Raw genomic sequence first — 18,515 nt, forward strand, 5'->3', positions numbered from 1 at the left:
TGATATTCGTACCTACTTATTTTATTTATGATGCCAATGTGATAAAGCCGTTGCTGCATTCCTTCATATTGCTGATCATTTTTATCGGGTTCGATTGGTTAAACAGCAAGAGCAAACGGATGTAGAGGGATCGGATTCTTAACGAATCGGCTCGACCAAATAAACCCCGACCGCAAAAGGTCGGGGTTTTGGTTGTGCTGTGCATAATCGTTGGTTCTCTTGGGGAATTTGTAAGGTACCACAACATTGCGATGAAAGGAGGTGAGTTCAATAAGGACGCTGAACGGGATTGCACTCGCTTTATTGATTGTAGGAGGGCTCAACTGGCTGCTGGTCGGTCTCTTCGAATACGACCTGGTGGCGGCCATCTTCGGCGGCCCGACGGCGATCGTGTCTCGCTTCATCTATGTTGTCGTCGGAATTTGCGCGATCTACGCTTTCAAGTTCTTTGGCGATGTAAGCAGAGAAGAACGGGCCAGATAAACGGCTACTAGTCTGCACCGCTGCCGGTCAGGACTGTCGGCAGTCGCGGTATCATCTCTATTCATTTGGACTTCGCTTTCACGGTGGAATCGGCTTCCTTAATCGCCTTCGATGCTTTTTTGCCGATTTTGTACGATTTGGCGACTTTAGCGCCCTTGGTGGCTTTGAACAGCTTCATGAATTTAACGGATTTCAAGGCCTTCAAGGATTTCAAGCCTTTCAAAGCCTTAAGCCCCGTTAACGAGCCGATTCCGGCAATCGCCTCCACAAACTGCGTAATCGAGATCGACGTGGCCACGGCTAAGATGCTCAGCCACTGCTCTTTAAGAAACGTGCGGATATTCCGGGTGAGGAAGAATAGCACCGCAAGCTCGGCCACGAAAAACCAGAGGATATAATACGCTATCGTGTCGAGCGGCGCCTTGATCTCTTTGGAGATCGAAGTGAAGCTCAGAATCGTTACGATAATCAGATATAAGGAAAGAATGAAAGATAGGATCAAATACCACTTTTTTGTCTGTTTGTTTTCCACGATCCAGCTCCCCCTGCTTTAAAACCAAAAACAGTGTAGCATGTTTAGGAAAGGTAAACCAGCAAAAAAACAGCGCTTCCGGCGCAAGGATACAAGCTGGGCAATCGGAGTCGGCGGAGGAAGACGGAATAGGAGGGCTCGGATCGGGGCGGATCTTCGAAGGCAAAGGCTGTCAAGGCGGGAAGCAGGCGGGAACTTGCGCGGAGAGAGGCGGGGAATGGAGAGAGGGGCTCAGGAGGATAAGGCTTCTTTGGTGATTTTTCGAATATCTACGGGGCTGTTCGGGGCTTCGTTAACCATGTCGGGCAAAATGTGATCGAGGAAATAATCGACGCAGTGCAGTTTGATATTTTTGATCTTGATCAACGCCTCGCGGTACATCTTCACGAATTCCTTCTCGGTGTTTCCTCTCTGCAGCTCGGTGAACGCCTCGTAGACCTGATCCATTTTGTCGGCGACCTCCAGAATGAGCCCTTCTACGGAATCGTCCTTTCCCTCGCGCAGCTGTCTGCGGAAGGTCGGCTTGAACTCCTCCGGAATGTGCTCGTCGATGAAGTGCGCAATCATGCCTTCCTCTACCTTCTGCAGCATCGCGCGAAGCTCCAACGAATAGTGCTTGACCGGTGTCTTGATATCTCCGATAAAAATTTCCCCGTAATCGTGACTGCTCGTAATTTCGTAGAGTCTCTTCCAGTCCACGGGCACGCCCTTGCTTTCTTCGATATCCGCCAAGGTCTTGGCGTACTGCACGACCTTCCAGGAATGGGCGGACACGCTGTGCTGCTCGAATTTGAACCTGCCCGGACAACGAATGATCCGTTCCAGATCGTTGAGCGATTGAAAGTACGTATGAATTCCCATGTGCGGTCAGTTCCTTTCTATGCGGATGAAATAAGAAGTGCAATATCAATAGTATATACGGGGTTTGTTAATGGAGGATTAAGCGGGGCATCTCCCTCAATAAAAACAAGCCATCCCGCAAGAGGCAGGATGGCTTGTTCCTCATTTCAGCGCCCCTTCCGTTAATCCGGCAACGATGTAACGGTGGAAGAACACATAGAGAATGATCATCGGGATCGTAATGATGGCAAGGGCCGAGAAAAGCAGCTTGTAGTCGGTCATATAGCGGCTGGAGAAGGCCAGCAGGCCCACGGGAATCGTCTTCAGCTCGTCATTCTGAATATAGAGCATGGCCAGCAGCAACTCGTTCCACGTGTTGAGAGCGGAGAAGATGCCGACGGTCGCCAAGCTGGGAATGAGCAGAGGAAGGATGATTCTCGAGAACAGCACGCGATCGGTGCAGCCGTCGATTCTGGCCGCTTCCATCAATTCCTTGGGCACCGAGTCCAGATAAGCTTTAAGCAAGAAGATCGCCAGCGGCAGGCCCACGCCGATGTAGGGAAGAATCAGGCCCATGTAGCTGTCCTTCAGGTTCAGCTTGTCGAAGAGATAGCTTTGGGCGATGAAGAACGATTGCAACGGCATGAACAGGCCGAATACGAACATCAGCATGAGCGTACCGCTGCCTCTGAAGCGCAGCTTGCTGAAGGCGAAGGCCGCCAGACTGGCGAACAGCAGAATGAACACGATCGTTGCCGAGGTGACGATAACGCTGTTCTTGGCGTAGGTGCTCATGTTGCCCACGCTCCACGCATCGACCCAGTTGTGGAAGTCGATTTCCTTAGGCAGAGCGAACGGAGTCGTGAAGATGTCCCGGTTAGGCCGGAAGGAGGACAGGACCAGCCAGATCATCGGATAGAAGAAAACGCAAGACAGGAGGATCATCACGACATAGTACAGAATTTTGGACGGGAGCTGTTTCCCTGTCTGCACGCGGTCGTGCTTTCCGTCATTTATGCTCCAAGCGGCAGCCGCCATGGACAGCACCTCTTTCTCTCGAATGCGAGGATAACGTGATACGGGCGTTGCGGCTTAGTATTCCAGTGCGCCATCCTTGCGCTGGAGCCTGCCTGCAACGAGGCCGATTACGGCGATGACTATCGTCATAATGACGGCCAATGCGGAGCCGTAGCCGATGCTCATGTTCGTGAAGACGACCTTCACGAGGTAGGTCGTGACAATCTCCGTGGAGCTGTAAGGCCCGCCGTTGGTCATTACGTAGAACAGATCGAAGGCCTGGAAGCCGGTCAGCACGCACAGCATAATCCCGGTATTGATCAGGTTGCGGACCATAGGAATCTTGATCTTGGAGAAAATGGTCCATTCGCTGGCGCCGTCCAAATAAGCCGATTCGTAGATGTCTTTGGGAATACGTTGGATGCCCGAGTAGAAGATCGTCATATAGAAGCCGGCGTATACCCACCCGGATACGAGACAGATGGCGTACAGCGCCGTATCGGGATTCCCGAGCCACACGCGCCCCCAGCTGCCCAGTCCGATGGACTCCAGCATCGAATTCAACAGACCGAAATCGGAATTGTAGACAAACTTCCACAAGTAAGAAACGACGATCATCGGCAGCATGACCGGCGTGAAGAAGGCGACGCGGAACAAGCCGCTTCCCTTGCGACCCATGGTGATTAATCCGGCCAGGCCAAGTCCGACGAGCACTTCCAGAAATACGGTGGCGACTATGTAAATCAGAATGTGCCAGTAGGATTCCAAATAGATATGATCCTTGATCGCCCGAGCATAGTTGTCCAGGCCGACGAAGGTCATCGTGCCGAACCCGTTCCAATCATAGAAGCTGAAGGCAAAGGTCATCACGATGGGAGCGAGTATCGTAAAGGCAAACAAGAGGACAGCGGGAGCGACGAATAAATAAGCGGATTTTGAATTGCGGGACATCTACCCACCTCCATCGTACTTGTCATTCCAAAAGCCCGGCGAATCAGCGAAGGATGCGCCGGGCTTCTTCATGGAACTAAACTATTTTTTTAGCGGAGCGATTGTCGTGTCCAGCTCGGCTAACGCTTCTTCCGGAGTTTTGGCTCCGCCCAGCACCTGAGAGGTCGCCTTATTGAGCGCGGTTGCGATTTCGATCACGTAGCCGGTATCCGGAGGAGACACCAGCACCGGGGCATTCTGCATCAGATTGTTCAGGCTAAGGGAAAGCGGATTCATAGCTGCCTCGTCGATGCCGTCCTTGGTCATCGGCACGGCGCCGGCTTCGGACAGCTTCTTGGAAGACTCCGCAGAGCTGTACAGCTTCATGAAATCGATCGCTTCGTCGATCAGCTTGGAGTTTTTGTTCACGACCATCCCGTTAAGCACGCCGATCACGCTGTCCTGATTGCCTTGGCCTCCGGCAATAGACGGCAGGTTGAAGTAGCCCATCTCCAGCTCCGGCGCTTCCTCTACGGCTGTCGGAACTAGCCAGCTGCCGATCGGATGCATGGCGGCTTTTCCGTTGAAGAACAGCATGTCCGCCTCATTGTCCGCGATGGCATTGACGCTATCGTTGATGTAGCCTTTGTCCCAGAGCGTCTTGACGTAGCCGTAAGCGGCCGCGAATTCCGGCGTATTGAACGGCTGCTTAAGCTGCAAGGCATCGCTGTAAGCTTGCTCGCCGACGACGCGGGAGATCAGGTGGCCGATCCAGTTCCCAGCGGGCCACAATTCCTTATTTCCGGCGACGATTGGCGTAATGCCGGCCGCTTTGACCTTCTCGCTCACCTCAAGGAACTGCTCCCACGTTGTCGGCGGCTCCAGGCCGAGATCCTTGAAGATTTGTTTATTATAGAAAATGACGTTCGTGACATCTCCCGCTGTCGGGATCATATAAGTCTTGCCGTCCAGCACCATGCCGTTGAAGGAGCCCTCGGTGAATTGGTCCTTGAGGCCGGAGCTTTGCAGCTTCTCTGTAATGTCGGCGGCGAAGCCGTCCTTCACGCGGGTTTCCAGACGCTCCCCGGCCCACTCGAAATAAAGATCGGGCGCGTTCTTGCCGCTAAGCAGGTTCGGCAGGCCGATGGTTTGATAAGTATCGTCCTTCTGGAAGTTGAATTCGACCTTGATGCCCGTATGCTCGCTTTCGAACGTCTTGGCGATATCCTCCCACACTTTAATCAAGCCCTCTCCCGGAGACCCCATGGCAATGCGCAATGTCGTTTCATCGCTTTTGGAGGAACCTGAACAGCCGGCAAGTCCAAAAGCCGTTATTGCCGCGATACATCCCAGCGCCCATTTTTTCAAATTCGATCGCTCCCTTTGTTATATGTTTTATTTGGTGTTGCTGTAATCCCCTCAGGTTGTCATCAATTCGGATGACGAATTGATATTTGTAGTAACAATTAACTTTAATATTATTAATCATAACTACCTATTGTCAATGAGTTTATTTTAAGAACAAGCCCTCTTTTCGGATTTTCGTTCAATTCCGTGTAATAGAATGCGGATGGTTTGGCTTATTTATTTGGGTATTGTTTCCTTTGATGAATAATCATCCAACAAAGAAAGAGCCAAAAAAATAGGAATGCTTCACAAACATTGTTAGTATCAAATTAATTTATTGACAGATTGTTATTATTAAAAATAGAATATGATTGAAATGTTACTACAAAATAAGTTTGAAAGCCAGACGGAGGTGACCGCGGGGGGATTTTATTTAGATTGATTGGAATCGCTTACATTTACTGCTGACGTAAGCAGAGTTAAACAGAAGATTACAGTTCATGTGCAAAAAAAGAAGGAAATGTCAAAGGAGGATGACACGTGATTATCAAATGGAAGCAGGGACTCGCTGCCGTTGCCTTGACGTCGCTCGCAGCTTTGACGTTCGCATCCGCGTCCGGAGCCGCCGCGAGCAAGGAGAAGCTCCCGGCATGGGCCGCAACGGAGATAGCGGTATGGAAAGAGCTCGGATTGCTGAAGGGGAACGAGCTAGGGAACGTCTTGCCGTACGACAGCGTTAAGAAGGCCGAATTTATCGCATTCGTGAATAGGGTGTTCAACTATACGGAGCTGAGCGGGGTCGCCTTCAAGGATGTTCCTCGTACGGCCTGGTATGCCCAGGATATCAGCAAAGCCTTGGCTGCGGGTGTTCTGATCGGCAGCAACGGCGGCGAAATAAATCCGCTGAAGGTGTTGACCAAGGAAGAAGCGGCAGTCATTCTCAGCAGAGTTTTCCAGCTTCCCGAAGCGGACGGCTCCGTCTCCTTATTCAAGGACGATGCGAACATCTCCGCCTGGGCCCGGAACGCGGTCTATGCTTTGAAAGCCGGAGGCTATATTTCCGGCACGGCTGACGGCTCCTTCCAGCCGAACAAAGCCTTGACGCGCGCCGAAGCGGTCAAAATGATTCATAACGCGATGGGCGCTCTGATCGCAGACGGCAAGGATCATGCGAGCCTGTCCGGCGGCAATCTGGTCGTGAACACGGCTGGAGGCCGATTGTCGGACGTGAATCTGACAGGCAACCTCTATATTGCTCCGGGAGTCGGAGAAGGCGATGTGGTCATCGAGAACGCGAAGATCGGCGGAACCCTCTATGTGAACGGCGGCGGGGTGAACAGCATTACGCTGAAGAATTCAAAGGCTTCGAGGCTTGTGATTCACAAACGCTCCTCTCCTGTCAGAGTCGTATTTGTCGGAGCGACTCAGGTTCAGGACGTTCAGCTGTTATCCAGCTCCTTGCTGGACAATCAATCCGAGAATGAAGTCGGCCAGGTGATCATTGCTCCCGAGCGAGGCGGAAACAGCGAGCTGAGAGGGCGTTTTGGCTCTGTAACCGTGCCGTCCTCCGCGAACGAAAGTACGATTACGCTGCCGTCCCAGACCTTTATCCAGATCTTCACGGCGAATCGGGGCGTGACCGTAACGGGCGACGGCGCCATCGGGAATGCCGTTATTCAAGCCAGCGGCGTGACGCTGGCCAAGAAACCGCAAACTCTTACGTTAAATGCGGATCAGGCGACCGTGGAAGGCAAAGTCGTCAAGAAGGGCGACACCACCGCTCCGGCGGGCGGCGGGGGCGGTTCCGGCGGAACTGCGCCAAATACGGTAACTCAGCTGTATACGCATGAGCAAGCCTTGATCGCATTGAGAACAAGCGCCGCCGAGCAAGCCGTCAATCAGTATATTACGTTCCTGCAGGACCCGACCTACACGCCGTCGATTGCCAATCCTGCCGTTTCGATGCCGAACTTCACCAATGCCATTACGTTCGTTAACGCAGAGTTTGCGGTTAAGCCTTCCATCTTCGCCTCCTTAAGAGGCATCAACACATCGGTTCTGAACGAAGCGCGTACGCTGCTGTGGATCGGTACGGACGAAGGCGTGACGAAGATCAGCCTAAGCGACAATAAGATGACCAGCTACAGCATGGATAACGCCCAGCTGAAGGATAACCGCGTACTGCTGCTGATCGCGGACGGAAGCACAGGCGTATATGCGATAACCGAGACGGGCGTCGCTCATATCTACCAATAAGGAAAGGGGATCTCACCATGTCCATCATGAAGAAGCACAAGAAATTCATTGCCGGCGCATTGGCTTCCGCCGTTTTGCTCACGGGAGCCGCCGTTCCCGCTTATGCCGCGAAGCTGCCCTCGGCCAAATATTCTACGGTTCAGCTCGAAGCTGTCCGAATGAAGGAAGTCACCTATTATAAAACGGGCTCGACCTCTCTTCCGAATGCGATTGATTGGGTAACGGACAATACGGCGCTTACCTTTCTGCCGATCAATACGATCGGCGACGTCACGAGCGTCGTGAAGGACGCGGATGGCGTGTACTGGATCGGTACGTTAAATGGCCTTCAGCGCGTGGATTTCAGCGAAAAGGATGCCAGGGACATCGTGCAATATATGGCGGGACCGCGCTATTTGTACGGCGGCGACGATGCGGTGACCGGTCTTGCGAGCGATGGAGACGGGGGGATCTGGGTAAGAACCGGCAGCGGCGTTACCCACATCGCGATGCCCAAGCGCACTCTGTATGACAAGTCCTTTACCTACGAGAAAATGATCGCTCCTGTGCACGACCGCAGAGGCATGATTACGGGCACCGAATTCACCTTCACGGAAACGAACGGGGCTATGGATGGCGTGGATTACAAATCCGCTACGGGCGTCTTCTCCGCGACTCCCAAGACGGACGACAATGACGGCTTATGGACGTCGATGTACGCCTTAGGCGAGATTTTCCGATACAAGACGCTGCAGGAGCAGTATGGGGCTTCTCCTACCGCCGAACAGAGCAACGAGATCGCCGATGCGAAAAAAGCGGCCATGAGAGCCTCCAAGGCTGTGCTGCTTCTCGATTATGTATCGGGCAGGGGCAACGGCTTTCCCGCGCGCTCCTACATGCTGACCAGCGAGGCGCATGCGGCTACGGTAGGCGGCTCCGTGTACGGCTATCAGAGCCAGAACGGATTCTGGTTCCAGCATTTCGTAAGCCCGGACGCGGTTAATCCGAACGCCATTATTCCGAGCATGAAGCGTACGGACGGCGTACAGCCGATCGGCTATGCGATGGCAAGGGTGACGAAGGATTCGACCTCCAAGAAGGGCGATAACATTTTCCCCAACGGCGGCACCGACGTGATGAACTACAACGGATTCGGCCTTAGCCCCGAAGCGATCGACGAGTTGAATCTGACGCGTCCCGTTGGACAGAAGCTCGGTACGGATATTAAGACGAAGGTTGCGACGGTGGACGGCATGCCGGTGTACCAGGTGCTCCCGGTCATTACGGCCGCCACGAATAACATGGATGCGAAAGAGGATAAGACCACCGGCGAGAACAACAAGCCTCTGTTCCAATTGACGGTGCCGGTGTATGAGCAGATCCCAAGCTTCTTCAACGATCTGTTTCCGTCTACCGCAATTGTGAACGGACACATTGACATGAATCAAATCGTATATAAAGCGGACACGTCATCGGATGAAGTCATCGGACATTACGCGCTCTTCTATGCGGCCTACAGATATTTGATCGGCGACACGAATGACCCTGAGCTTCTGCAGCTCAAGAGCTATGTAGAAGAAGCGACTCATCGCATGACAGAGATGATTCTCAAGGACAATCACTATTACATCGAGGACGCGACAGGCAAGTCGACCCAATGGTCGAAATGGTTCTCGAAATACTTCAACGACAGCTTGTCGGTGATGGAGCAGCAGGTGCAGTGGCAATCCAAGGTCGGCGTGAACGAGAATGGAGATGACGCCTTGTCCTACGGCTACGAGGACGCTCCGCTGAATGCGCTGGAAGTGATGGCTGTACTCAAAACGGCGAATTTCGTGACGGCCGCTCGTTTCCCTGCGGACGCCATGAAGTATCAAACAGCCTATGAGATGGCCTTCGACAGCGGCTACAGCAAGGACGAGCCGTATGTGAACGGGAAGGGCTACATCAATATGGCCAAGGAATACATCGATCGCAGGCTTATTCGCCAAGCCACGAATGCTTATGGCAACAACGACAACGAGATCGTAACCCGAGACAATGTCGCATACGGCAGCAAAATTCAGGAAAATTCGAATGCCAATGCCACGATCCACAATGACTGGACGCAATATATCAACTATTCGGACGAAGAGCTGGCTTGGTTCGGCCTGTTCGTGCTGATTACGCTGGAGAGCGATCCGGTCAAGCATCGACAAATCGTTGAAGCCTACGATCAATGGTACGTGAATGAAGTGCGCGAAGAAAACCCGTTCTATACGTTCCTGTACCAGCTGGCTCATCCGGACAAGACGGATCTCGATCTGAAATCCGCGATTCGCTATCTGTACCGGTTGCCGGAATTCCAGATCAGCTTCCCGGTTCAACACAATCGTCAGGACGTTCTCTACATCGAGCCGGGAGATCGCGACAAGGAAAGAAAGCAGACCAACTACGTCCTTCCGACCGATGAGCGCCGGACGATGAAGAACAACGGCAATCCGTTCTCCGCGGATAATCAGGTTACGGGCGTGAACCCGAATTACAACTACTATACCGGAACGATGGAAGTCGGATCGGTATTCACGGTGCCGTATTGGATGGGCCGTTACTTCGAGATTATTAAGGAATAGGCGGCGGGGGGCTGATCTTCCCCTTCTGTCGAAAGACGCTGACAACAAAGAAGATCGCCGTCAAGGGCGATCTTCTTTGTCGTCGCAAGCTAGAAATGCCTTTCGATCGTATAGTTCGAGAAGTCTCCGCGGAAGACGCCGAAGCTGTATTCCAAAGGCCGGTTGTCCGCGAGATACGTAAAGGTTTTGACCTGGAGGCAGGGAGAGCCCTCCTTGATGCCCAGCAGCTTCTTGGCCAGCTTGTCGGCCAGAATGGGCTTGAGCTGTTCGACGGAGCGATGCGCCTTCAGCTGATATTTCGATTCGAGAAATTCAAAGAGGGAGCCGTCCGTATAATCGTTCACGAGTCCGGGGGCAAGATTCCAGGAAATGTAGGTTCTTTCGTAGATTAGCGGCTCGCCGTCGGCATAGCGGACGCGTAGCAGCTGATTAACCGGAGAATTCAGCGGCACCTGCAAGAACTCGTCCAACGGCACCTCGGCGGGAATCACCTTGGCTTCGATAATGCTGCTGGTCGGCTCCTTTCCTTGCATAAGCAAATCTTCCGTGAAGCTGCGCGTCTGAACCAGCTGCAGCTCCTTGCGCTTGACGAAGGTGCCCTTGCCCTGAATGCGCTCCAGAATCCCCTGCATTTCAAGCTCGCTGAGCGCCAAGCGGATGGTCGTTCGGCTAGCGGAATATAAGGTGCACAGATCGGCCTCCGTCGGCAATCGTTCTCCGACGGAATAGACGCCGGATTGGATTTGCTTGAGAAGCTGTTCCTTAATGTTGAAGTATAAGGAGTTTCCCGTCCTCTTTGTCATTACAAATTTCCCCCGATAGTAGATTGTTTATAGTATATCACACATAAACCATAGCATGGAACAGGCTAAAGGTAGTGACAATTCGAATATGGAAAACGCAAACAATTCCCAAAAATAATAACCTATTGAGAGTGCCGCCCTAGCGTTCGGGAGAACGGAATTTCATTTATTGCCCTTAAATTATAAATTAATTCCAGTGTAATGGAAATAGATTTCTCGCTTTGAATGTTACGGCTGGCGGCACATGTAGAGAATCAATTTTAATTGACATTTGTAATAATGAATAATAGTATTGTCATATTGGTAGTAACAAATAGAAGAGAATAATGAAAAAAATGAATTAGGGTGTAACCAGGCTTGGAGAGGAGGCCATCGAGATGAGGTATTTGGCGGGGGTGGACGGCGGAGGCAGCAAAACCTTCGCGGTTGTTGCGGATGAACAAGGCCAGGTGCTCGGAGAGGGGCTGTCAGGCTGCGGCAATCATCAAATCGTCGGCGCTCGGGAGGCTGTCGCCAATATGCGCGAGTCGTTGCAGAAGGCATTGCAGCAGGCCGGACTGGAGGAGAGCCAATTGAGCTTCATCCAGTTCGGGCTTGCCGGCGCGGACAGGCCCTTCGATCTGAACAGGCTGTATCCCGAGGTGGAGCGGCAGTTCGAGGTGCGGCATACGGATATTGTCTGCGACACGATGGAGGGGCTGCGGGTGGGCAGCCCGAGCCATACCGGAGTTGTCCTCGTTTGCGGGAGCAATACGAATGCGGCGGGAAGAAATGCGGCCGGGCAGACGGTGCAGATCGGCGGATTTAATAACCTTTTCGGGGATCGGGCAGGCGGTTATCATCTGGCCTTCCAGGCGTTCAGCAGGGCGATCCGCTCGTGGGAGGGGCGCGAGCCTTACAGCCTGCTGGTGGAGAAGGTGCCTGCATCGCTTGGTTTTGCAAGCATGGAGGCAATGATTGAAAGCTGCCTGGATGACGAAATTACGGAAGCGCCGCTTCAGCTCTCGCTGGTCGTCCATGAGGCGGCACGGGAGGGCGACTGGCTTTCACGGGAACTGCTCATGGATATGGGCAAGGAGCTGGGGCTGGCCGCCGCGGCAGTCATTCGCAAGCTTGGCGGCTTCAAGGATCAATCCGTGCCCGTCGTGCTGACGGGAAGCATCCTGCAATCGGGAAGAAGCCCGTTGCTGCTTGAAGCGTTGAAGAAGGAAGTGGCGGAGGTTCATGCGTCCTGCACGTTCGTGATTCCCAAGCTCGCTCCCGTATTCGGCTCTGTTCTGATGGCGATGGATCATCTGGGCATTGCCGTTACAGATAAAATGACAAAAAGAATGATGAACTATGGAGGATAAGGGAATGAAAAGAAACCAACTGAAAATCGCGGTTATCGGCGGCGGTTCTTCCTATACCCCCGAGCTGATCGATGGACTGATTCGTTATTACGACCAATTCCCGGTAGCGGAGCTGTACCTCGTCGATATTGAGCAAGGAGCGGAGAAGCTCCGGATCATAGGGGATTTGGCGCAGAGAATGATTGCGGCAAGCGGCAAGCCCATTAACCTGCATACGACGATGGATCGTCGGGAAGCGATTCGCGGCGCCGATTTTGTCACTACGCAAATTCGTGTCGGCATGCTGGACGCGCGCTCGCGAGACGAGAAAATTCCTCTGTCCTACGGCCTCATCGGGCAGGAAACGACGGGGGCCGGCGGCTTTGCCAAAGCGCTGCGAACGATTCCGGTCATTCTCGACATTTGCCGGGAGATCGAAGAGCTGGCGCCGAATGCCTTCCTGATCAACTTCACGAACCCGGCCGGCATCGTGACGGAAGCCGTCAGCAAGCATACCCGGGTCAAATCGGTAGGGCTGTGCAACCTGCCGATCAGCACCAAAATGCAGATTGCCGAGCTGTACGAGGTTGAGGAGCGCCAATTGTTCATCGAGATGGTCGGGATCAATCACTTGAACTGGACCACGAAGGTCGTGCTCGGCGGGGAGGACGTGACGGACGATTTCCTCCACAAAATCGCGGGGGCCAGCGGATTTTCGATGAAAAACATTCCCGATCTGGAGTGGGATGCGCAATTTATCCAGTCGGTCGGAGCGCTGCCCTGCGCTTATCATCGTTACTATTATATGAAGGACGAGATGTTCCGCGAATTGAACACGGCCTTCATGGAGACGGGGAAGACAAGAGCGGACGATGTAAAAGAGGTGGAGGCGGAGCTGTTCGAGCTTTATAAGAGACCGGAGCTTGTAACGAAGCCGCCGCAATTGGAGAAGCGGGGAGGAGCCTATTATTCCGAAGCGGCGGTACAGCTGATGAAGTCCATCTATAACGACAGCGGCGACATCCAGGTCGTGAACGTGCGCAACGGCGGCATCATTCCATGCTTGCCGGAGGATGTCGCGATCGAAGTGAATTGCGTCATCAAGTCGGACGGGCCTCATCCGATCTCGCTCGGCAAGGAGCTGCCGCCGCAGGTCAGAGGGCTGCTGCAGATCGTGAAGGCCTATGAGGAGCTGACGGTTCAGGCGGCGGTATACGGCGATTACAATGCCGCCTTACAGGCGCTTACCCTTCATCCCCTCGTCGGAGACGAGCAGCTCGCCAAATCCTTGCTGCAAGAAATTCTGGTGCAGAACGCGGCCTATCTGCCTCAATTTAAGTCGCGCGAAAAACAAGAATCGGGCAAATAGACAAGGCGGTGTGTTCCATGCAAGTATGCATCTTTCCGACAGAGCGGGAAGTGGACGTTGAAGTCGGACGAAGGATAGCGGAGCAGATTCGAAGCAAGCCGGACAGCGTATTGGGCTTGGCGACCGGCGGGACGCCTATCGGCATCTACTGCGAATTGATTCGGCTGCATCGGTCGGAAGCCCTGAGCTTCCGCGGAATCAAAGCCTTTAATCTCGATGAGTATGCGGGATTGCCTGCGGATCATCCTCAGAGCTATGCCTGTTATATGAAGGAGAATTTATTTAAGGACATCGATATTTTGCCGGCTAATTGCTATATTCCGAATGGATTGGCGGAGGACATGGAGCGGGAATGTCGCGATTACGAGGAGCGATATCGCTCTGTCGGCCCGGCCGATCTGCAGCTGCTCGGTATCGGGCTGAACGGTCATATCGGATTTAACGAGCCGGGCTCGGTCCTGACAGGAGCGACGAGCCTAGTCCGATTGGACGCTTCGACCCGAGCGGCCAACGCCAGATTTTTCGACCGCCCCGAGCAGGTGCCCCGGAACGGGCGATCACGATGGGGATCGGAACCATTCTACGGGCCCGTTCAATCGTGCTTGCGGTTACCGGCTCCGCCAAGGCCGCCATTTTGCGCGACGCGCTGCATGGAGAAGTGACGAGCCTGTGCCCCGCGTCCATCCTGCAGGCTCATGACAACGTGACCGTTGTGGCCGATCTTGAGGCATCCGCGTTGCTTCAGCTAGATAGAAGATAGGGACGAAGCTTTCGCAAGTCCCCTAGAGACAGTCCTCTTCCATATGAGATGGGAGGGGCTGTCTTATTTTCTCCCCGGCAGAAGCCGCAGCAGCTCCGGACGAGTCAGCCATAGATGACGGTGAACTAGCGCATAGACAATGGCCTCCTTGTCATCGCCGAAGCCGATGTATTCGGGCATTTGGCGAGGAAGCCGTTTCTTGCCTTGCAAATAGGGCGGAACATAGGGATTATGTGCTGCTGCTTTCTGGATAAGCGCCGTCAGCCTCGCCGATTGTCCGTTCAGACCGTATTCGACCAGAATTCGACTGTAATTAAAGGCTGCGGTGTTATCGTCCTCATACTGCTTGATTAAGGAAGCAGCTTTTCTCCACTCTTCCATCTCGATAAAGGCTAGCAATAGCAGCTCTCTTACGCCCTGATTGTCGTTCGGATTAAGCTCCAGCAGCTCCTGATAATGCTTAATCGCCTCTGGCAGATTTCCCATCTCGGCGCAGACCTCTGCGTACCCCTTCTTGGCCCTCATATAGGGACGTGTTTGGATAAGTCCCCAGAAGTGTCCTTTATTTTCCTTGAAAAAGGCTTCGCCGAAATGCCTCTCGGCCACCAGCATTCCTTGCTTGTAATAATAGGCCATTTCCTTGGGCGTTAAAGCTTCAGATTCAGCCAGAATGTTGTACGCATCCGCGTTATTGGGATCGAGGAGAAGCGAATCCTGTGCCATCTTCAGCCGCTTCTGCGGATTCGGTTCATCCCATGCGGCATAGAGAAGCTCCGCTGCCTGCTCGGCCTTGCTCTGATTTTTCGGCGCGGCAGGCTTCTGATGGATAGCTTGTTTAAGAAACGCATTCGCTTCTTCCACTGTGCTGAAATTTTGCTCAGCAAGCAAGGCTTGAACGCGTTGCATCTCCTGCTCCATCATCATGCGGGATTGCGATGCGGAAGCTGGAGCGACATGAGGCTCGGATTGAGAATGGGGCAGGTCGGGCAGGTTTTCCTCTAGAAATGCAAAAATCTGATTAGCCCTCTGCGACAGAGTGCCTACGGCAATATTATACTTGGCAGCCAAAGCGCCCTGGGTCATCTCGTAGCCGTAAACCTGACAGAGAACATATTCCAACGCTGCAGCGTACACCCCTGGTTTTTTGACGATCGGATCATTGGCAATGGCATAGTGATTCCACATCCTGAGGGTGGCGACGATTTCCTGTTCTTCATACAAGTAGGAGGTTCCGTTCAAAAAGTGTCGTGCGATGAGCTGATGGAGTAAGTTAGGCCAAGCCAGTTCGGTTTCAATAACATCTGTTGGTGTATGTTGTTTATTGGAAGTTATTCGGGTGACATTGCTCGCCTCGTCCTTGCTCAAGCAGCACTTCTTGTATTTCTGTCCGCTGCCGCAATGGCACGGGTCATTTCTGCCTAGCTTCTGCATGATATAACGCCTCCGAGGTCTTATTGACTCTATTATTGATTAATTACCTTCGATTGTCCAACAGATGAAGAAATTTGTGGCGGCAGCTTTGGTGCCCTACACAGAAGGAATAAACGGGCATTCTGTCGAATGAACTAGAGGATTGTTCGAACGGATTGCAAATCAAGCCGGAGGGATATGGGCATCGTGATTAGATTTGGAGGGCGTTTGGTCTTTAAGCTATCGCTCATGATATTGACAGTGCTTGCGGTTCTGGCCGCCACACTCATCTACATGCAAGTGAAGAACACAGACAAAGCCAGCGAGGAAGCGATCGGGAAGTTCAGCATGCGTATGGCGGAAGCCTACGCGGAACAATTCGATCTGACAGCCTACGAGAATTTTCTGAAGGATCCGCAAGAGAACGAGGCGTACTGGAGCCTCCGCGAAGAGCTGAACCGCTACCGCTTGCAGATTGGCGCGCTGTACGTGTATACGGTCCAGATTAACGACCCGGATCAGCCGCTCATCGGAGTCGACGGTCAGCCGAGAGACTCGGAATCGGCCTCTCCTATCGGGGAGATCACCGATATGCCGAAGGAAGCGGCAGAGGCGATCCGACAGGGGCAGGCCGCCAAGTCGGGCATCATTATGAATCCGGAATACGGCGACTATATCTCTTCGTATGCGCCGCTTCGCAATGCCGACGGCACCATTATCGGAGCTCTCGGCATCGATACGGCTCTATCCGTCTCGAAGACGATATATCGGGACGTTCTTAAGCAAAGCACGTCGGTATTCGTGATCATGGGCGTGCTGACTATCCTGTTTTTCCTGCTCATTGTGCTGTTTCTGTCGCGAGCATTGCGGCCGCTGGGGACGATCGTGAAAGGGGCGGAAGCCATCGCCCGGGGGGATTTTGCCGAGGCTCAAGCCCAACTGGGGGCGAAGAGGATCAAATCGAGGGACGAGATCGGACAGGCCTACGTCGCAATGCTGACTATGGTTGAGCGGCTTGGCGTCACTCTCAGGGATGTCATGAGCGACATCGCGCTGACCGCACAGAATCTGGTGCAGTCCTCCGATCAGTTCCGTTCGGAGGCCCGACAGATGGTGGACTTGAACGGACAATTGGGACAGTCGATTGTCGCGCTGACTGACGGGGCGCTGCATCAGCGCGTCGGGGCGGAGCAAAGCGCCCAGTCTGTGGAGGAAATGACGGCGGGCATTCAACGGGCCTCGGAAGCTTCGGCCCGCGTGACGAGCGCCTCCGGCGAAGCTCTGGATTTCGCCGAGGAGGGCAAGGACTCGATCCACCAATTGAGAGAGCAAGTCGTTTCGATGTCCGAGGTGGCCTTGCAGACTGCGCAATCGGTAGAGGTGCTGAATGCTTCGATGGGCGAGATTGAGCCGGTGCTGGGGTCGATTGCGGAGATCGCCGACCAGACCAAGCTTCTGGCGCTTAATGCCGCGATTGAGGCGGCTAGAGCCGGGGAGCATGGCGCAGGCTTCGCGGTCGTAGCCGGGGAAGTGCGCAAGCTGGCCGAGGCTTCAGCTGTATCCGCTACGCGCATTACGGCGCTGCTGCTGGAGATCAAGCGGGAATCGGCGCAGATCGGCGAGCGGATGCAGCGGGGAAGCGCGGAAATGCTGAAGGGCTCGGAGCTTTCCCAACGGGCGGAATTGCTGTTCAACGATACGATGAATCGATTCGTTCTGGTCAATGGCCAGATTCAGGAAATTTCCGCCGTATTCGAAGAGGTTCTGGCGGGCTCGGAGGAGGTTGCCGCATCGTCCGAGCAGATGGCTCGCATCTCCGCCGCGACAGCGGAGAATACGGCGGCTCTCCAACGGTTGTCCGATCATCAATCGGAAGCCGCGCAGCGAATTGCCGAGACGACCGACGTGCTGCAGAAGAGAAGCGCCGCTCTGGAAGCCGCAGTGGAGAAGTTCAAGCTATAAGCTTCGCGCAGGCGCTTCAAGAGATTACTCGTCTTGACGAGGCAGCAGCTCCGGCATCAGATCGTCCACGTCCTTGAACGGTACGGCCAATCCGGCTTGCACGATCTTGTCCTGATGAGGAACGTCCGCCGTGGCGTAAATAATAGCGATCGCTTTGCCGTCTTCATTAATGACCGGAGAACCGCTGTTGCCTTGAAATACCGGCGCGTCCAGGGCCATCGCCGTTCTAGGCCGCCCTTGAACCGGGAGCTTGCCGAGGATCGTTCCTTCCGTGACGATCTGGGTGAAATAAAGGGGATTTCCGATCACATAGACGTGATCCCCCGCTTGCCACGGCCGATCCCGTTCGATCTCGATGGCAGGCAGCTCGCGGCTGCCGGGGTCCACCTTGAGCAGGGCAACATCCAGATCGGGCGCAGCGCGCACCAGCTCCGCTTCGTAGCCCTGATCGACCTCGGGGAATTTAACCAAAGCGTAGGCCTTGTCTTCGATCACATGATAGTTGGTCACAATGTATCCGCCGGAAATATGAAAGCCCGTGCCTTTGCCCTTGTCCGTGCTGACTAGGACAATCGCTTCTTTATAGCTTTGAATCTCCGGCTGGCTGGACAGCTCTTGCGATTTGAACAGGAAGGGCAGCGTTCTCATGTTGTAGATCTGCGGCCAGAACGCCAATACGTTCCCGATCAAAGCGGCCGCGAGCAGGGAAACGATCGTATTGCGGATCCACTTGCGCCGAGCGGGAGGCGGAGCTTCGGATGACGGCTCTTCCTCTTCTTCATTCCAGAATTCCGGCTCATAAGCTTCGTCGAATTCGTTAAGCTCCTCATTCTCGGACGCATGTCCGAGCTTCTCGTCGTTTCTGTTCGGGGTATTGTCCACGA

General features: G+C 53.7%; 14 protein-coding genes and 1 pseudogene. 7 read left to right on the top strand and 8 right to left on the bottom strand.

Annotated features, from left to right (window positions below):
* Positions 1–270 precede the first annotated feature (270 nt).
* A complete protein-coding gene (locus ACFO1S_RS13030) occupies positions 271–483 on the top strand; it encodes a DUF378 domain-containing protein (protein WP_204604933.1) in 213 nt (70 codons plus the stop codon).
* Positions 484–544: 61 nt separating this feature from the next.
* Here ACFO1S_RS13030 and ACFO1S_RS13035 read toward each other — a convergent pair whose 3' ends face one another.
* The 5 genes from ACFO1S_RS13035 to ACFO1S_RS13055 form a co-directional block, all read right to left on the bottom strand.
* Positions 545–1,015 carry an ion transporter gene (locus tag ACFO1S_RS13035; protein WP_204604915.1) on the bottom strand — a complete coding sequence of 157 codons (471 nt, stop codon included), beginning with the start codon at positions 1,013–1,015 and terminating at the stop codon, positions 545–547.
* 231 nt (positions 1,016–1,246) lie between these two features.
* Positions 1,247–1,876: an HD domain-containing protein gene (locus tag ACFO1S_RS13040; protein ID WP_204604914.1), complete on the bottom strand. Its 630-nt coding sequence runs from the start codon at positions 1,874–1,876 to the stop codon at positions 1,247–1,249.
* Positions 1,877–2,017: 141 nt separating this feature from the next.
* Positions 2,018–2,893, bottom strand: coding sequence for a carbohydrate ABC transporter permease (locus ACFO1S_RS13045; protein ID WP_204604913.1), 876 nt, complete (start codon positions 2,891–2,893; stop codon positions 2,018–2,020).
* Between the two features lie 54 nt (positions 2,894–2,947).
* Positions 2,948–3,823, bottom strand: a complete 876-nt coding sequence (locus ACFO1S_RS13050) for a carbohydrate ABC transporter permease (RefSeq protein WP_204604912.1) — start codon at positions 3,821–3,823, stop codon at positions 2,948–2,950.
* 81 nt (positions 3,824–3,904) lie between these two features.
* On the bottom strand, positions 3,905–5,170 hold the full coding sequence (locus ACFO1S_RS13055; RefSeq protein WP_204604911.1) for an ABC transporter substrate-binding protein: 1,266 nt from the start codon (positions 5,168–5,170) through the stop codon (positions 3,905–3,907).
* 519 nt (positions 5,171–5,689) lie between these two features.
* Between ACFO1S_RS13055 and ACFO1S_RS13060 the strand changes: the two genes are divergently transcribed.
* On the top strand, positions 5,690–7,405 hold the full coding sequence (locus ACFO1S_RS13060; RefSeq protein ID WP_204604910.1) for an S-layer homology domain-containing protein: 1,716 nt from the start codon (positions 5,690–5,692) through the stop codon (positions 7,403–7,405).
* Positions 7,406–7,422: 17 nt separating this feature from the next.
* Entirely contained in the window at positions 7,423–9,996 is a 2,574-nt protein-coding gene (locus tag ACFO1S_RS13065; protein WP_204604909.1) for a hypothetical protein, read from the top strand.
* Positions 9,997–10,085: 89 nt separating this feature from the next.
* On the opposite strand, the gene ACFO1S_RS13070 is transcribed toward ACFO1S_RS13065, so the two are convergent.
* Positions 10,086–10,799 (bottom strand): GntR family transcriptional regulator, encoded by a 714-nt coding sequence (locus ACFO1S_RS13070; RefSeq protein WP_204604908.1) that lies wholly within the window; start codon positions 10,797–10,799, stop codon positions 10,086–10,088.
* A 377-nt stretch (positions 10,800–11,176) separates the two neighbouring features.
* On the opposite strand from ACFO1S_RS13070, the gene ACFO1S_RS13075 reads away from it, so the two are divergent.
* The 3 genes and pseudogenes from ACFO1S_RS13075 (at position 11,177) to nagB (ending at position 14,259) form a co-directional block, all read left to right on the top strand.
* Positions 11,177–12,151 (top strand): N-acetylglucosamine kinase, encoded by a 975-nt coding sequence (locus ACFO1S_RS13075; protein WP_204604907.1) that lies wholly within the window; start codon positions 11,177–11,179, stop codon positions 12,149–12,151.
* A gap of 4 nt (positions 12,152–12,155) precedes the next feature.
* Positions 12,156–13,499: a 6-phospho-beta-glucosidase gene (locus ACFO1S_RS13080; protein ID WP_204604906.1), complete on the top strand. Its 1,344-nt coding sequence runs from the start codon at positions 12,156–12,158 to the stop codon at positions 13,497–13,499.
* A 17-nt stretch (positions 13,500–13,516) separates the two neighbouring features.
* Positions 13,517–14,259, top strand: a pseudogene (gene nagB / locus ACFO1S_RS13085) (glucosamine-6-phosphate deaminase).
* 63 nt (positions 14,260–14,322) lie between these two features.
* Here the strand turns inward: nagB and ACFO1S_RS13090 are convergent.
* Positions 14,323–15,690 (bottom strand): SEC-C metal-binding domain-containing protein, encoded by a 1,368-nt coding sequence (locus ACFO1S_RS13090; RefSeq protein WP_204604905.1) that lies wholly within the window; start codon positions 15,688–15,690, stop codon positions 14,323–14,325.
* Between the two features lie 186 nt (positions 15,691–15,876).
* On the opposite strand from ACFO1S_RS13090, the gene ACFO1S_RS13095 reads away from it, so the two are divergent.
* The gene (locus ACFO1S_RS13095; RefSeq protein WP_204604904.1) at positions 15,877–17,631 is read left to right on the top strand and encodes a methyl-accepting chemotaxis protein; all 1,755 of its coding nucleotides are present in this window, start codon (positions 15,877–15,879) and stop codon (positions 17,629–17,631) included.
* Positions 17,632–17,655: 24 nt separating this feature from the next.
* On the opposite strand, the gene ACFO1S_RS13100 is transcribed toward ACFO1S_RS13095, so the two are convergent.
* Complete coding sequence (locus ACFO1S_RS13100) at positions 17,656–18,513, bottom strand: S1C family serine protease (RefSeq protein WP_204604903.1); 858 nt, start codon at positions 18,511–18,513, stop codon at positions 17,656–17,658.
* Between the last annotated feature and the right edge of the window lie 2 nt (positions 18,514–18,515).

This window comes from Cohnella boryungensis, from assembly GCF_042651945.1.
Lineage (GTDB): Bacteria > Bacillota > Bacilli > Paenibacillales > Paenibacillaceae > Cohnella > Cohnella boryungensis.

What these genes read in the sequence shown, in the direction of transcription:
- ACFO1S_RS13040 (WP_204604914.1), bottom strand. Translation starts at nt 1,876, where the DNA reads ATGGGAATTCATACGTACTTTCAATCGCTCAACGATCTGGAACGGATC.
- ACFO1S_RS13045 (WP_204604913.1), bottom strand. Translation starts at nt 2,893, where the DNA reads ATGGCGGCTGCCGCTTGGAGCATAAATGACGGAAAGCACGACCGCGTG.
- ACFO1S_RS13050 (WP_204604912.1), bottom strand. Translation starts at nt 3,823, where the DNA reads ATGTCCCGCAATTCAAAATCCGCTTATTTATTCGTCGCTCCCGCTGTC.
- ACFO1S_RS13065 (WP_204604909.1), top strand. Translation starts at nt 7,423, where the DNA reads ATGTCCATCATGAAGAAGCACAAGAAATTCATTGCCGGCGCATTGGCT.
- ACFO1S_RS13070 (WP_204604908.1), bottom strand. Translation starts at nt 10,799, where the DNA reads ATGACAAAGAGGACGGGAAACTCCTTATACTTCAACATTAAGGAACAG.
- ACFO1S_RS13075 (WP_204604907.1), top strand. Translation starts at nt 11,177, where the DNA reads ATGAGGTATTTGGCGGGGGTGGACGGCGGAGGCAGCAAAACCTTCGCG.
- ACFO1S_RS13080 (WP_204604906.1), top strand. Translation starts at nt 12,156, where the DNA reads ATGAAAAGAAACCAACTGAAAATCGCGGTTATCGGCGGCGGTTCTTCC.
- ACFO1S_RS13090 (WP_204604905.1), bottom strand. Translation starts at nt 15,690, where the DNA reads ATGCAGAAGCTAGGCAGAAATGACCCGTGCCATTGCGGCAGCGGACAG.